This is a genomic window from Flavobacterium sp. 316 (genome assembly GCF_000967805.1).
Taxonomy (GTDB): Bacteria; Bacteroidota; Bacteroidia; order Flavobacteriales; family Flavobacteriaceae; genus Flavobacterium; species Flavobacterium sediminilitoris.
The window spans coordinates 195,061-208,755 of record NZ_JYGZ01000007.1 but is presented as its reverse complement, the minus strand read 5'-3'; the positions used below and the strand labels follow the sequence as shown (position 1 = coordinate 208,755).

Below are 13,695 nucleotides of genomic sequence, written 5' to 3'. Positions count from 1 at the left end.
TTTTGGTTTCCTGCACAACCACTATGGAAGAAAAATTTGAATGGTTGCCATCAGAAAGTGCACCAAAGTTATACCCAATGGAAATTTATANTTTAATTTTGGTTTCCTGCACAACCACTATGGAAGAAAAATTTGAATGGTTGCCATCAGAAAGTGCACCAAAGTTATACCCAATGGAAATTTATATTTAAAAGATGGTGGAAGTGTCTATATTTCAACTTTTGTAGCAGCAATATTGGGCTATAATAGCTTCTTTTTTCTAGAAACTCCACCACCTTCAATGATATAAATGACTTACTTAAAAATTATAATCTACTCAAAAAATTGCTGTATAAATCTTTGTATTGATATCCTGTTTGAAAACGGTTTTTAGACAATTTTTCGTGTTCTACTAATCCCCAAAGAATAAATTCTTTTAAAAAATATTTGTCTTCTTTTGAAAATTCAGGTTGGTATTTTTGAATTATATTTTCTAATGGTAGGACAGCATCTAGTGTTTTTTGATATTGATCATTTGTAAAATGATCTAATAATTCAAAACCACTTTCTGTAAAGAACCATTCTAATAGTTCAGTATAAGCATTTTTCTCTTCTTCGCGTTCTAATTTTTCAATCTTTGGAAAATAGTTTGGAAATAATGTCTTAATGGCATCACCTATTAAATATTGCGCTACTATTGCTGCTCCTTCTTGTTCTCCTTCATACACTAATTCTACTTTTCCTGTTATAGCAGGAATAATACCCATAAAATCGGATAAGCGAACGGTTGTTTTGTCTTCATCTGCCAATAAAGTTCTTCTTTCTGCTGTAGAAATCAAATTTTCATAAGCTGTAATACTTAATCGTGCCGAAACCCCGCTTTTTATATCTACATATTCGCTTTCTCTTGCTTCAAATACAATTTGTTCCAAAACATCTTTTGCTAAACTAGGTACATAAACTGTTTCATGTTGGTTTTTATCTAGTTTTATTTCTTGTTCTGTAATTGTTTTGGCAATCTCAATACTTTCTGGATAATGTGTTAATATTTGAGAGCCTATTCTATCTTTTAATGGCGTTACAATACTCCCTCTATTAGTATAATCTTCTGGGTTTGCAGTAAATATAAACTGAGCATCTATTGGCAATCTTAATTTAAAGCCTCTAATTTGAATGTCTCCTTCTTGTAAGATATTAAACAACGCTACTTGAATGCGTGCTTGCAAATCGGGTAATTCATTAATAACAAAAATACAACGATGTGCACGCGGAATCATCCCAAAGTGAATGACACGTTCGTCTGCATAATTTAATTTTAAATTAGCTGCTTTAATTGGATCCACATCACCTATTAAATCGGCAATAGTTACATCTGGTGTTGCTAATTTTTCATAGAAACGTTCACTTCTGTGTAACCAAGTAATTGGAGTTTCATCTCCTTTTTCTTTAATTAACTCTTTAGCAAAACGAGAAATTGGGTTTAATGGATCATCATTTATTTCCGAACCTTCCACAACTGGAATGTATTCATCTAGCAATTCAATCATTTTACGAGCTAGTCTGGTTTTGGCTTGACCACGAAGTCCTAATAAATTAATATTATGACGTGATAAAATGGCTCTTTCTAATTCTGGAATTACTGTATTTTCAAATCCGTGAACACCTTCAAAAGTAGTTTCTCCTGATTTTATTTTGTTTCTTAGATTCGTTCGTAATTCGTCTTTTATATTTTTAGATTGGTATCCTGATTTTTTTAATTCGCCTACTGTTTTTATGTTTTTCATTATATGATTTTATATTGTATTATTTTTCTTTTTATTTTGGAATACTGATATGGGAAATTATGAAAATTTTATTTTTTACTATTATTCTTTTGAAATTCTTAATTCTAAATTATTTTCTATTACAAATTTTAAATATGAATATAAGTTTATAATACATTCATAGCTCCAAAATTGATCTTTAATATTCTCTTCTCTATTCAATATTGTACTTTCTATTTTTTCTATAAACCAATTAATTTCTTCTTCTAAAATTAAAACTGCTTCATTATTCCAAGTCCAACCTTCTAATATATTATAATCAATAATGAATTTAGGTAAGACTTCATTTTCAATATTAGAAATCAGTTCATCAATTATTTGTGAAAAATAGGCATTCCACAACCTGAAAAGGATAATTTCTTTTTCATTCCTCTTAAATAATACATCTTTTGGATTAGCATAAAATCGTATTTCATCTTCTCCTTCAAAACCTTTATAAAAATCAAGTTGTATATTTTCTAAATACATCTATATAAATTAAAATATTCTCGATTCCGCTCGAACTGACAACTCAAACCTGAACAATCAGGGACGTACAACGTACAAACAACTATTCACTAATTACTAAGCGTTAATTACTTCCTAACGAATCTTTTTCTTCCTATTATTCTCATAATCTTCAAAAATCATTTCGCCGAGTCCTTTTAAACCCGTGTAAAATGCTTTTCCTTGATTGGCTTCGGTAAAATAATTAACAAATTGTTGCAAATAAGGATCACGAGCAATCATGAAAGTAGTAATTGGAATGTGCAATTTTCGTGCTTGAGCTGCCTGATTATAGCATTTTTCTACAATATATTGGTCTAAACCGTTACTATTCATGTAATATTCTCCGTTTTTCTCACGCACACAACTTGGTTTTCCGTCGGTTATCATGAAAATTTGCTTATTGGTATTTCTTTTTCTTCGCAGAATATCCATTGCTAATTGCAATCCTGCAACTGTGTTTGTATGATAAGGTCCGACTTGTAAATAGGGTAAATCTTTTATTTTTATAGTCCAAGCATCGTTACCAAATACTAAAATATCTAATGTGTCTTTTGGATAACGAGTTGTGATGAGTTCGGCTAAAGCCATTGCTACTTTTTTGGCTGGAGTAATTCTATCTTCTCCATAGAGAATCATACTGTGTGAAATATCAATCATTAACACTGTACTCATTTGAGATTTATGGTGATTGTCTTCTACAACCAAATCGCGTTCGGTTAGTTTAAATTCCCCTACTCCATTGTTAATTTGAGCATTTTTGAGACTTTCTGTAAGTGAAATTTGCTCAACTGAATCTCCAAACTGAAATTCTCTCAAATCGCCAGTTTGTTCGTCTCCTTTTCCTGATTGTTTGGTTTTATGATTTCCCGAACCTGCTTTGTTAAGGTTGCCGAAAATTTGTTCTAAAGCATGCTGACGAATGGCTCTTTCTGTTTTTGCAGTAATTGCCATTCCTCCAGATCCATCGGGTTTTATTTCATCCTTAATGTATCCTTTTTTCTTTAAATCTTCTATAAAATCATCAATAGTATATTCAGGAGTAGTCAATTGGTATTCTACATCTAATTGTCGTAACCAATCTATAGCTTCATCAAAATCGCCTGAAGTGTGCGTAATTAATTCCTGGAAAATAGGAAATAATTTTTCAAATGGAGTTTTAAATGGTGCTTCATATTTGGTAAACTGAAACCCACTTGTAATGCTATTCTTTTTCATTGACATAAAGATACATAATCTTATAAGTCAATGTAAATAACAAGTATTAATTTTTAGTTAAAGGAATAATCTTTGAGGTAAAATTATTTAAAATACTAGTTAGTTCGAGTTCTTTTATGTGACAAAACGAAACTAAATTTTTCGATACGCTTCTCACTCCTATAATAAAAAACAACTCAAAACTAATGAAAAATTTTTATCAAAAACTAATTACATCTAACGGATTAAAAAAGCATAATTTGAAGCTGTATCTAAGTAAATTATCTATTCCGCAGAATTTAATTTTACTTGTAAATGTTTTAGAAGAACTTGATATTTACTTAATTCTACTAGAAACTTGTCATCTTTTGTAGTATCTAATAAATCATCGATTTCATCACTTATTTTGACTAATTTATTATTAGCTGTCTTAAATTCTTTAACTGCCATAGCATCAATTACGATTTGAATTTCGTTATGAAGGTGTATTAGTTGTTCCTGATTCATTTGGGTTTAGGTTAAATTTATTGAGGATGGCTTTCTTTTTTGCTTTTAATGCTGCTTTTGCTTCGTTTTCACGATTTTTTTTGGCATCCACTTTTTTCTTGTGTGCTAATCTATTGTTTTCATTTCTTCTTCCCATTCTTAGCTGTAATTTTGTTTAATTTTTATGAATGTATCTTCTGTTTGAATTAATTGATTTACTATTTCTTTCCGAAGGTCTTCAATACTTTCAAATATAAGATATTTTGCCCAGTTTTCTTCTAAAAGTATTTCTCTTATTGTTTGGATTCTTTTTGCTGTTATAGCTGCATTTCTAAGGATGTACTTATCATTGTAATTTGGATTTTCTTTATGTTGAAAATGAACTTCTTTTGTTTTCCAATTTACTTCTATATAATATAATTTTTCATGTTCATTATTTGGATAAAAATCGGTCCAATTTGCATATCCAATTCTTTTAACCTGATTTACTGTTTTGTTTTTCGAATGTAATCTCCATCTACAGTTTGCTGCTCTTCCCCAATGGTTTGAAACTCTATATACTCCTTCTGCTGTAAAATAATAGGCGCTTCCTGATTTGCTTTTATAACTCAAATTTAATTTTTCTACTATATTATTTTCAACTTCTTGAAAAACACAAAAAGTGTATTTGTGAAAATTGTACTTATTATATTGCATTAAAATTCGCCTAATTTAAGTTGCCAAACATTCTTTTGTGTTGTTCCAAAGTTTTTTATACTTGGAAAAAAATATACTTTTTGATGTATTTTATATTGTTTGTTTTCTTCATTTTTCACTTGTAAATCATAATGAATAAGGAAGAAATTACCGTTTGAATCCATTTCTTTTTTAAAGTTTGATGTTTCAAAATGAGTTGATGTGTTTTTGAACTTTTCTAGGAGTTCTTGCATTGTTTTTTTTACTTCATTTCCTTCAACAATGTCGGTTAAAATTAAATTTTGATTTAGAAATATGGCTTCAATGTTTGCTTTTATTTCGTTTTTTACATTCGCATTTGAAGTTTGTGTATATAAATTTAGATAACTATAGAAATCTTCTATTTTTTCAACAGCACCATCTTGATAAGCTACTATTGAAGTTTCTGAAAAATTTGCTAGAATGCTGTTTTTATTGCTTACTATTTTTGCATTACTATTTTGTGATATTGCAAAAAATGGAATACAAAAAAATAGGTATATTATGTTTTTCATTATCGTTTTACTAATCGGATGAATATAATTTTATTTTCTGTGTTTTTTTTGATTTCTACTATTTGCAATTGTTTCAACGAAGGTGTTGGAATAATTACTTTTTGAGAAAACTCTTCTTTATTAAAATATTCGGCTCCTAAATTATTTTGTAACATTACTATAACTTCTACATTTTCGTCTAAAATTTTGTCTAACTGTTCTTTTCTTGTTTGCCAGTCTTTTATATCGCTTTTTATAAAACCATGTAGAATATTTGCATAATCATTTGGTTCTAATACTACTTTTTTAATTTCGGGTGTTTTTTGTAAATCAACTATTCTTTCTTCATAAAAAGGACCTTTTACTATTACTTTTGCGTTCTCCTTTACTTCTATCTTAGAGTTTTCAATAGCAATTTCTGTTAAAACAGAATCTTCTACTACAAATGCTTTTGTGGTTTGTGAAGAAATAGAATCGTTGCTATACTTTTCGTTTAATTCTATTGTTTTTGTTTTGTTTTCAGATTGTTTTGTTCTCCAAAAAAGGAATAAAAACAAGACTATAATTACGAAGCCTAATATCCAATATTTTGTTTTACTTGAAGCCTTGTTTTCCTTTTGAACTTTTTTTGTCTGATTTAAAAAAACGAATTTATATTCGTTCCAAGTTTCTTTGCCTACATATTGTGAAAAAATATCCAACATGTCTTTTCTTGGCAATTTTTCATTAGTTTCTGGTTTTAAATGAGTATAAATCCATTTTTCGCTTACACTATTTTTTGTATTTTCCTGAACATCATCAATAAGATTTAAAATATCTTGCGAACTGAAACTTTTCCAATTTCCATCAAAATACGGATAGCGTTTTTTATAGTGTTCTAAAACACTTTTCTTCAATTCATAAAACACTTCAATATCTGTCATAAATCTTTTGTAAAGCTACTTTTATCTTAAAAATTCATACTGTAAAACTCCTGTAAATGTACTGAAAAAACATTACAATGTATATGCAGTGTGTTTACCATTGCACATTTTAAAATGAACAATATGTTTGCTGCATAAACTTTAAAAAATTATAAAAATGAAAAATTATGTATCGTTTTTGCTTGTTCTTTTAAGTATTACTACACAATCTCAAATTAGTGGAAATCGAATTTATGAATCAAATTCTACTTCTCATTATGGTTCTTCTAAGAATAGTTTTAAAAACACAATTAGTATAAATGATAATCTTCTTACGGTGTCTATAAAAGTACTTTTAAATAATAAGGCCGATTTTTTTACACTTGTTTTAGGAACTAATGAAGAGGCTGAAACTGTTTCTGAATGTAATACTATATTAAATAAAAGAATCAATGGTTTTACTCATGATTTACACAACATGAATATAAAAAAGGAAGATATTTATGTTGATTTTATATCGCAAACAAAAGTATATGATTACAACATTGCTGCTACTAAAGCAAATGAGTATCAGAAAGGATATGAAATAAAAAAGAACATTATTATTTCAAGTAGGAACTTAGCCGAAATTGAACGTATTATTACTCTAGCGTCAAAATATGCTATTTATGATGTTATAAAGGTAGATTATTATAATGATGATATAATGAATATTCATTCTAATTTGTTTGAAGAAGCCATGAAAATTGCGAAACATAAAAAAGACCTTTACATTAAAACATTTAAAAAGAAAATTATAGGCACTCCAAATGCTTCGGAAGACTTTTTAATCTTTTTTCCGCAATCTCAATATAAAAAATATCAAGCATTTGAAAGTGCTGAAATAGAAACGTATTATAGAAATTTAAGTCAAAATCAAAATTTCATAAAAAAGTTGGCTCGAAAAAACACAACTTTCTTTTATGATGGCATTGATACCCATGATTTTGATAAAGTAATTAATATGGCAAAATCAGAAGTTGGAATTCAATATGCGCTTACTCTAACTGTTTCTTATAAGATTGACACTTCACTATAAATTTAAAAACTGAAATAAAATGAAAAATTTAAAATTTACCTTAGCTATTGCCTTATTATTAAGTTTGGAAATCTTTGCACAACATTCTGGAAATGCAAATTCAGAAACTGCAAAAGCACTTTCTAGTGGCAATTACAATTCTCGAAATCAGTATCAAAACAATCAGGTTAATACGATTCAAACAACTACTGGTAATGAAAATGAAATGTATATTCAAATTAAAGGAATTTATAACGAAAAAGCTTCTTCGCAACGAGCTGTTTTTAGTGTGCTTCAAATAGGAAAAACAGCAGAAGAAACAACAAAATTAATGGATGAACGCTTGGAAAATGTAATAAAGCAACTTACTGCATTTAATGCAGAAATTGAAATTATTATCGATATGATTTCTTTTGTTCCAATGTATGATTATGAAATTCAGAAGAAAATTTTTAATCCTAAAACGTATAACGAAAAACCTTCTGGATTTGAGTTAAAGAAAAACTTAATCATCAAATACAAAAAAACAAACGATTTAAACACCATAATGAATGTGTGTGCTAAACAAGAAATTTATGATTTAGCAAAAGTTGATTATGTAACCAGTAATTTAGACCATATTAGAGATGTTCTACAAACTAAAGCTGCTGAAGAATATAAACAAATGTTAACCAATTATTCTGCTATTATGAATACTGATTTGTTTAAAAAAGAGAAATCGTTAACCGAAGGATATAATACAGTTTACCCAATGGAAAGTTATAAAAATTACACTGCCTATAGCCAAGCTAGTATAAATTTTGCACCAGAAAGCACTGTAAACAATATTAGAAAAAACAACACCCAGTTTTATGATGCTTCACTTTCTAAAACGCATACTTTTGTTGTTAATGCCGATATTACAGAACCTACAATTCAAATATTTTATGATTTAATCATTAAAATTAAATTAAAAGAAGATCAACTTCCTAAAAATACTATTATACGAAATAATCGCTATTACATTATTACTGCAAATGGCGATGTAAAACCTTTGAATTTATAATAAAAAAATAGCGTGTAATATTTGATATTACACGCTGCTTTTTATTTTGACATTCTATATAAAAAAGAGCTATTGCATAAAATACATTGTCTTCAAAAAAAGAAACATTTAGGCAAAAGCAATTAATCTTTTTAAACAGTCCCAGTTATGTAACAAAAGTAGCAAACAAAATTATTTAGAATAGAGTATCTTTGAATATATTTAGAATCATGAAAGAAAAATTAAAAGACGCTTACGAATATATCTTTGAAGAAGCATTACTAGAGGAAATTGAAAAAGTAGCTACTTATAAAAGTTTTAAAGCCGATGAAAATTTAATTGAAATTGGCGATTATATTAAATCTATGCCATTACTTCTTGATGGTGCCATAAAAATTCTAAGAGAAGATGAAAATGGAGATGAATTGCTACTTTATTTTTTAGAACGTGGCGATACATGTGCTATGACTTTAACCTGTTGCATGGGGAAATCTAAAAGTAAAATAAGAGCTGTTGCAGAAAACAATGGTGCTATGTTTATGATACCTATTGAGAAAATGGAAGAATGGTTAACTAAATATAAAACTTGGAGAAATTTTGTTTTTGACAGTTACAACATTCGTTTAAATGAAATGCTAGAAGCTATTGACACACTAGCATTCATGAATTTAGATGAACGCTTATATAAATATTTAACCGACAAAGCAAAAGTTATTGGCAGTACTGAAATTAACAATACACATCAGCAAATTGCTTATGAGATGCACACTTCTAGAGTTGTTATTTCTAGGTTATTAAAAAGCTTAGAACTTCAAGGCAAAATAAAATTACACAGAAACAAGATTGAAATACTTATAATGTAATGGAAGTATTTGCTTATATTGGTGCATTGCTCATAGGCTTAGTTTTAGGACTCACTGGTGGTGGTGGTTCCATGTTAACTGTTCCTGTTTTAGTTTATGTTTTACACATTAACCCTGTAGTAGCTACTGCTTATTCTCTTTTCATTGTTGGGTCAACATCTGTTGTAGGTGCGTTCCAAAATTATAAAAAAGGGCTTGTAGATTTTCATAATGGAATTTTGTTTGCTGTACCATCATTTATAGGTGTTTATTTAACAAGACGCTTTATAATTCCGATAATTCCAGACACCATAATAACCACTTCATATTTTTCTTTATCAAAGAATACTTTTTTAATGCTCCTTTTTGCAATTATTATGCTCCTATCAGCCATTGCAATGCTAAAAAAGAAAAAAGAAAGAATTGTAAAAGAAAAGTCTAGTATTACATCTCTTATTATTCAAACCTTTTTAATTGGAATACTTATAGGTTTAATAGGTGCTGGTGGAGGATTTATAATCATCCCTTCTTTAGTATTATTTGCCAAATTACCCATGAAAAAAGCAATAGGAACATCATTATTTATTATTGCAATTAACTCTTCAATAGGTTTTTTAGGTGATGTTCAAAACTTAACAATCGACTGGTTCTTCTTAATCTCTTTTTCGGCAATTTCTATTTTAGGAATCCTATTAGGTATCTTTTTAAATAAATTTATAAATGAATCTCAGCTAAAAAAAGGGTTTGCATACTTTGTCTTAGCTATGGCTTTCTTAATTTTAGTTAAAGAATTGTAGTTAAGTAACCTTTGTTACTTCATTAAAAATTTATTATTTGTAATTTTGTTTATATAAAATAATATTCACATGAAAATAGAACAAATTTATACTGGTTGCATAGCTCATGCAGCTTATTATATAGAAAACAATGGAGAAGCTGCAATATTTGATCCACTTAGAGAGGTTCAACCTTATATAAACAGATCAGAGAAAGACAAAGCAAAAATAAAATATATTTTTGAAACACATTTCCATGCCGATTTCGTTTCTGGTCATTTAGATTTAGCTCAAAAAACAGGAGCAAATATTGTTTATGGACCAACAGCCAATCCTAATTTTGAAGCAATTATTGCTACAGACAATCAAGAATTTAAAGTTGGAAATTATACTATTAGAGCCATTCACACACCAGGACATACTCTAGAAAGTACTTGCTATCTTTTAATTGATGAAAATGGAAAACAACACGGAATAATTACAGGTGATACATTATTCATTGGAGATGTAGGTCGTCCTGATTTAGCACAAAAACTAGTAGCAGATTTAACACAGGATAAATTAGCTGAATATTTATTTCATTCGTTACGTGATAAAATAATGCCTTTATCAGATGACTTAATAGTATATCCAAATCATGGAGCTGGAAGTGCTTGTGGAAAAAACATGAGCAAAGAAACAACAGACACATTAGGGAATCAGAAAAAAACAAATTATGCTTTAAGAGCAAATATGACAATAGACGATTTTAAAAAGGAACTATTAGATGGTTTACTCCCTCCTCCTGCCTATTTCCCTCAGAATGTTTTAATGAATATTCAAGGATATGAAAGTCTTGACAGTATTAAAGAGAAGGCAGACAATCCTTTATCTCCACAAGATTTTGAAGCTATTGCAAATCAAACTGAAGCTCTTATTTTAGATGTAAGACATGAGACTGATTTCGTTAAAGCACACATTCCAAATTCAATTTTTATAGGATTACATGGACAATTTGCTCCTTGGGTAGGTGCTTTAGTAAGAGATGTGAAACAACCTATATTATTAATTACTCCTGAAGGACAAGAAGAAGAAACTGTAACACGTTTATCTAGAGTAGGATTTGACAACACACTAGGTTATTTAAAAGGAGGTATTGATTCTTGGGTAAAAGCCGGATACGAAACCGATTCCATACACTCTGTATCTCCTGAAGAATTTGAGAAAAGTTTTGAAACTACACCTATCATTGATTGTCGTAGACCTGGTGAATATTCTTCATTACACATAAATAGAGCTACTAATATTCCTTTAGATTTCTTAAACGATCATTTATCAGAAATACCAAAAAACGAACCTTTTTATGTACATTGTGCTGGTGGTTATCGTTCTGTAATTTGGTCATCAATTATGAAATCAAGAGGATATCACAATATGATAAACATTGAAACAGGAATGTCTGGAATAAAAAACACAGCTATTCCACTTGTAGAAGGAGTATGCCCTTCAACATTAAAATAGACATAATCTTAATTGAAATTATACAAAGTCAGGTTAATACCCTGACTTTTTTGTGAAAAATTTAATTCATATTTTTGAATATTAGCCTTAAAAATAAATACATTTGCTACTAAATTAAACGATACAATTACATAATGAAGAAAATCTTAGTATTATTAGCATCCGCTTTTGCTTTTATTTCTTGTGAAAAAGCGCTAGAAAATCAATACATCATTACTGGAACAGTTAATGGAGTTGAAAATGGTAAAAAAGTTTTTATTGAACTACGTGGTGAAGCAGAACCCGTTACAAAAGATACAGCTATTGTGACAGATGGTAAGTTTGAATTTAAAGGAACTGCAACAGATTTAGACATTGCTTTCCTAAAAATTGAAAATGAAATGCAAAGTTTGCCTTTTATTTTAGAAGAAGGAAAAATTGAAGTTGTTTTTGATAAAGATACTATTCAAAAATCAAAAATTAAAGGAACTGCAAACAATGAAAAATTCCAAGAGTTTAATGACAAATCAACTGTTGTGAACAAAAAGATGATGCAATTTCAAAAAGAAAACATGTCAAAGATGCAAATTGCTCAACAATCGCAAGATACTGCAACTATCAATAAAATAATGGATGATTATAAATCTTTTCAAGATGAAATGAGTAATGTATCTAAAGATTTCGTAAAAAACAATCCAAAAACATTTATCTCTGTTTTATTACTTGAAAATTTCTTAATGAGCCAATCAATGACTCCTGACGAAGTTAGAGGATATTACGAGAAATTCGATAAAGATTTATTAGAAACTAAAAGTGCTAAAAACATCAAAAAATCACTTGATGCTTTTATTGCAATCGCTATTGGTAAACCAGCCCCTGATTTTTCTGCTCCATCACCAGATGGTAAGACTATTTCTTTAAAAGAATCTTTAGGAAAAGTTACTATTATTGATTTTTGGGCTTCATGGTGTGGTCCTTGTAGAATTGAAAACCCAAATGTTGTAGCATTATACAATGAATATCATGATAAAGGTTTAAATATAATTGGTGTTTCTTTAGATAAAGATGGCGCAAAATGGAAAGAAGCTATTGAAAAAGATGGTTTAACATGGAATCATGTTTCAAATTTAAAATTTTGGCAAGATCCTATTGCAGAGCAATACAATGTTAAATCTATTCCTGCTACTTTCATATTAGATGAAAAAGGAAATATCGTAGCTAAAGATTTAAGAGGTGATGAATTAAAAGCAAAAGTAAAAGAGCTTTTAGGTGAATAATCCTTGTGAAAATATAATTAATAAAAAATCTCCTTTAAGGAGATTTTTTATACTTTTCATTTACAAATACTTACATTTTTTTTATAAAAATATTCAAAAAAATATTTGTTTATTATAAAAAGCATCCTATATTTGCAACCGCTTACTGAAACAAGCACAGCGTTGGGGAGATACTCAAGCGGCCAACGAGGGCAGACTGTAAATCTGCTGTGAAAACTTCGCAGGTTCGAATCCTGCTCTCCCCACCAAAAACCAAAAGCGTTTAGACATATCTAAACGCTTTTTTTATTACCCTATATTAATCCAAATACTTTGTGTTACATTTTTATACAATGAATTAATTCTTATTTGTAACAAAACAAGATATTCTTCTATTTCACTCTACAGATAAAACAAAAAAAATCACTCAAGATTCTATCTTAAGTGATTTGATTTTAAATATTAAATTCTTCTTTTTCTATTCTAAAATAAAACTAACAGAAACAGTTGCTGTAATATCTATTTCTCCAACAGCTAAAGTCTCTTTAAATCCACCCATATCCATTTCAGCAGATACTGCCATATTTTTATACATTGGTTGCGGATAATAGCTAGCATTTGAGCTATCTGAAATTAAAACAGCCTTACCTACTTTTTGATTTAATGCAGAAACATAATCTTCCGCTTTCTTTTTAGCGTCTAAAACCGCTTTTTTTCTTGCTTCAGCTTCATATTGTTCCATTTTTGAAGATTTAAATTGAACACCTTGAATTTGATTAATTCCACTGTCCACTAAATCCATCATTACAGCATCATACTTTGATAAATCTTTTAAATGAATCACAATTGTTTGATTTGCAACGTAGTTGTTCTTTTTAGTTGCATAATCATAGTTCTTAAACAACGAAACTCTATTAGATTGAAAGTCAGAAGTTGGAATTCCTCTTTTCTTAATTGCTTTAATAACTAAATCTACCGTTTCATCATTTTTCTTTTTAACTTCTGTTGCATCTTTTCCTGTATTTTCAACTCCAACAGTAATTAAAACTTCATCTGGAGTTACTTTAATTTTTCCTTCTCCTGATACAGAAATTTGCGGAACTAATTTGTTGTCTTGTGCTTGAGCCATAACTGTAATAAGTGTTAATACTAAAATTATTCTTTTCATGATATATTAATT

Annotated in this window: 15 protein-coding genes and 1 tRNA gene; 7 read left to right on the top strand and 9 right to left on the bottom strand. The window is 28.9% G+C overall.

The genetic code is table 11. The features are described from left to right. Positions 1-305: 305 nt before the first annotated feature. The 8 genes from SY27_RS16145 to SY27_RS16115 form a co-directional block, all read right to left on the bottom strand. Positions 306-1,763 carry a magnesium chelatase gene (locus tag SY27_RS16145; RefSeq protein WP_045972255.1) on the bottom strand — a complete coding sequence of 486 codons (1,458 nt, stop codon included), beginning with the start codon at positions 1,761-1,763 and terminating at the stop codon, positions 306-308. 81 nt (positions 1,764-1,844) lie between these two features. Continuing rightward, a complete protein-coding gene (locus SY27_RS16140; protein WP_045972253.1) occupies positions 1,845-2,270 on the bottom strand; it encodes a hypothetical protein in 426 nt (141 codons plus the stop codon). Positions 2,271-2,384: 114 nt separating this feature from the next. Continuing rightward, positions 2,385-3,512 carry a VWA domain-containing protein gene (locus SY27_RS16135; protein WP_369793076.1) on the bottom strand — a complete coding sequence of 376 codons (1,128 nt, stop codon included), beginning with the start codon at positions 3,510-3,512 and terminating at the stop codon, positions 2,385-2,387. A gap of 258 nt (positions 3,513-3,770) precedes the next feature. Next, a complete protein-coding gene (locus tag SY27_RS16130; protein ID WP_045972251.1) occupies positions 3,771-3,992 on the bottom strand; it encodes a hypothetical protein in 222 nt (73 codons plus the stop codon). Beyond that, positions 3,961-4,128 (bottom strand): hypothetical protein, encoded by a 168-nt coding sequence (locus tag SY27_RS18920; RefSeq protein WP_161794167.1) that lies wholly within the window; start codon positions 4,126-4,128, stop codon positions 3,961-3,963. The genes SY27_RS16130 and SY27_RS18920 overlap by 32 nt, the downstream gene beginning before the upstream one ends. 2 nt (positions 4,129-4,130) lie before the next feature. Continuing rightward, positions 4,131-4,667 (bottom strand): hypothetical protein, encoded by a 537-nt coding sequence (locus tag SY27_RS16125; protein WP_045972249.1) that lies wholly within the window; start codon positions 4,665-4,667, stop codon positions 4,131-4,133. Then, complete coding sequence (locus SY27_RS16120) at positions 4,667-5,200, bottom strand: hypothetical protein (RefSeq protein ID WP_045972247.1); 534 nt, start codon at positions 5,198-5,200, stop codon at positions 4,667-4,669. Before SY27_RS16120 ends, SY27_RS16125 begins: the two co-directional genes overlap by 1 nt. Further along, on the bottom strand, positions 5,200-6,102 hold the full coding sequence (locus tag SY27_RS16115) for a hypothetical protein (protein WP_045972245.1): 903 nt from the start codon (positions 6,100-6,102) through the stop codon (positions 5,200-5,202). Before SY27_RS16115 ends, SY27_RS16120 begins: the two co-directional genes overlap by 1 nt. Positions 6,103-6,259: 157 nt before the next feature. On the opposite strand from SY27_RS16115, the gene SY27_RS16110 reads away from it, so the two are divergent. The 7 genes from SY27_RS16110 (at position 6,260) to SY27_RS16080 (ending at position 12,784) form a co-directional block, all read left to right on the top strand. Further along, a complete protein-coding gene (locus SY27_RS16110; protein ID WP_045972243.1) occupies positions 6,260-7,159 on the top strand; it encodes an SIMPL domain-containing protein in 900 nt (299 codons plus the stop codon). 19 nt (positions 7,160-7,178) lie between these two features. Then, a complete protein-coding gene (locus SY27_RS16105; protein WP_045972242.1) occupies positions 7,179-8,183 on the top strand; it encodes an SIMPL domain-containing protein in 1,005 nt (334 codons plus the stop codon). A gap of 209 nt (positions 8,184-8,392) precedes the next feature. After that, positions 8,393-9,025 (top strand): Crp/Fnr family transcriptional regulator, encoded by a 633-nt coding sequence (locus SY27_RS16100; protein ID WP_045972240.1) that lies wholly within the window; start codon positions 8,393-8,395, stop codon positions 9,023-9,025. After that, positions 9,025-9,801, top strand: coding sequence for a sulfite exporter TauE/SafE family protein (locus SY27_RS16095; RefSeq protein WP_045972238.1), 777 nt, complete (start codon positions 9,025-9,027; stop codon positions 9,799-9,801). Before SY27_RS16100 ends, SY27_RS16095 begins: the two co-directional genes overlap by 1 nt. A gap of 69 nt (positions 9,802-9,870) precedes the next feature. Next, complete coding sequence (locus tag SY27_RS16090) at positions 9,871-11,280, top strand: rhodanese-like domain-containing protein (RefSeq protein WP_045972236.1); 1,410 nt, start codon at positions 9,871-9,873, stop codon at positions 11,278-11,280. A gap of 134 nt (positions 11,281-11,414) precedes the next feature. After that, positions 11,415-12,536: a TlpA disulfide reductase family protein gene (locus tag SY27_RS16085; RefSeq protein WP_045972233.1), complete on the top strand. Its 1,122-nt coding sequence runs from the start codon at positions 11,415-11,417 to the stop codon at positions 12,534-12,536. A gap of 164 nt (positions 12,537-12,700) precedes the next feature. Further along, positions 12,701-12,784, top strand: a tRNA-Tyr gene (locus SY27_RS16080). Positions 12,785-12,993: 209 nt separating this feature from the next. On the opposite strand, the gene SY27_RS16075 is transcribed toward SY27_RS16080, so the two are convergent. After that, positions 12,994-13,683, bottom strand: a complete 690-nt coding sequence (locus SY27_RS16075) for an SIMPL domain-containing protein (RefSeq protein ID WP_045972231.1) — start codon at positions 13,681-13,683, stop codon at positions 12,994-12,996. Positions 13,684-13,695 lie beyond the last annotated feature (12 nt).

What these genes read in the sequence shown, in the direction of transcription:
- SY27_RS16145 (WP_045972255.1), bottom strand. Translation starts at nt 1,763, where the DNA reads ATGAAAAACATAAAAACAGTAGGCGAATTAAAAAAATCAGGATACCAA.
- SY27_RS16140 (WP_045972253.1), bottom strand. Translation starts at nt 2,270, where the DNA reads ATGTATTTAGAAAATATACAACTTGATTTTTATAAAGGTTTTGAAGGA.
- SY27_RS16135 (WP_369793076.1), bottom strand. Translation starts at nt 3,512, where the DNA reads ATGTCAATGAAAAAGAATAGCATTACAAGTGGGTTTCAGTTTACCAAA.
- SY27_RS16130 (WP_045972251.1), bottom strand. Translation starts at nt 3,992, where the DNA reads ATGAATCAGGAACAACTAATACACCTTCATAACGAAATTCAAATCGTA.
- SY27_RS18920 (WP_161794167.1), bottom strand. Translation starts at nt 4,128, where the DNA reads ATGGGAAGAAGAAATGAAAACAATAGATTAGCACACAAGAAAAAAGTG.
- SY27_RS16125 (WP_045972249.1), bottom strand. Translation starts at nt 4,667, where the DNA reads ATGCAATATAATAAGTACAATTTTCACAAATACACTTTTTGTGTTTTT.
- SY27_RS16120 (WP_045972247.1), bottom strand. Translation starts at nt 5,200, where the DNA reads ATGAAAAACATAATATACCTATTTTTTTGTATTCCATTTTTTGCAATA.
- SY27_RS16115 (WP_045972245.1), bottom strand. Translation starts at nt 6,102, where the DNA reads ATGACAGATATTGAAGTGTTTTATGAATTGAAGAAAAGTGTTTTAGAA.
- SY27_RS16110 (WP_045972243.1), top strand. Translation starts at nt 6,260, where the DNA reads ATGAAAAATTATGTATCGTTTTTGCTTGTTCTTTTAAGTATTACTACA.
- SY27_RS16105 (WP_045972242.1), top strand. Translation starts at nt 7,179, where the DNA reads ATGAAAAATTTAAAATTTACCTTAGCTATTGCCTTATTATTAAGTTTG.
- SY27_RS16100 (WP_045972240.1), top strand. Translation starts at nt 8,393, where the DNA reads ATGAAAGAAAAATTAAAAGACGCTTACGAATATATCTTTGAAGAAGCA.
- SY27_RS16095 (WP_045972238.1), top strand. Translation starts at nt 9,025, where the DNA reads ATGGAAGTATTTGCTTATATTGGTGCATTGCTCATAGGCTTAGTTTTA.
- SY27_RS16090 (WP_045972236.1), top strand. Translation starts at nt 9,871, where the DNA reads ATGAAAATAGAACAAATTTATACTGGTTGCATAGCTCATGCAGCTTAT.
- SY27_RS16085 (WP_045972233.1), top strand. Translation starts at nt 11,415, where the DNA reads ATGAAGAAAATCTTAGTATTATTAGCATCCGCTTTTGCTTTTATTTCT.
- SY27_RS16075 (WP_045972231.1), bottom strand. Translation starts at nt 13,683, where the DNA reads ATGAAAAGAATAATTTTAGTATTAACACTTATTACAGTTATGGCTCAA.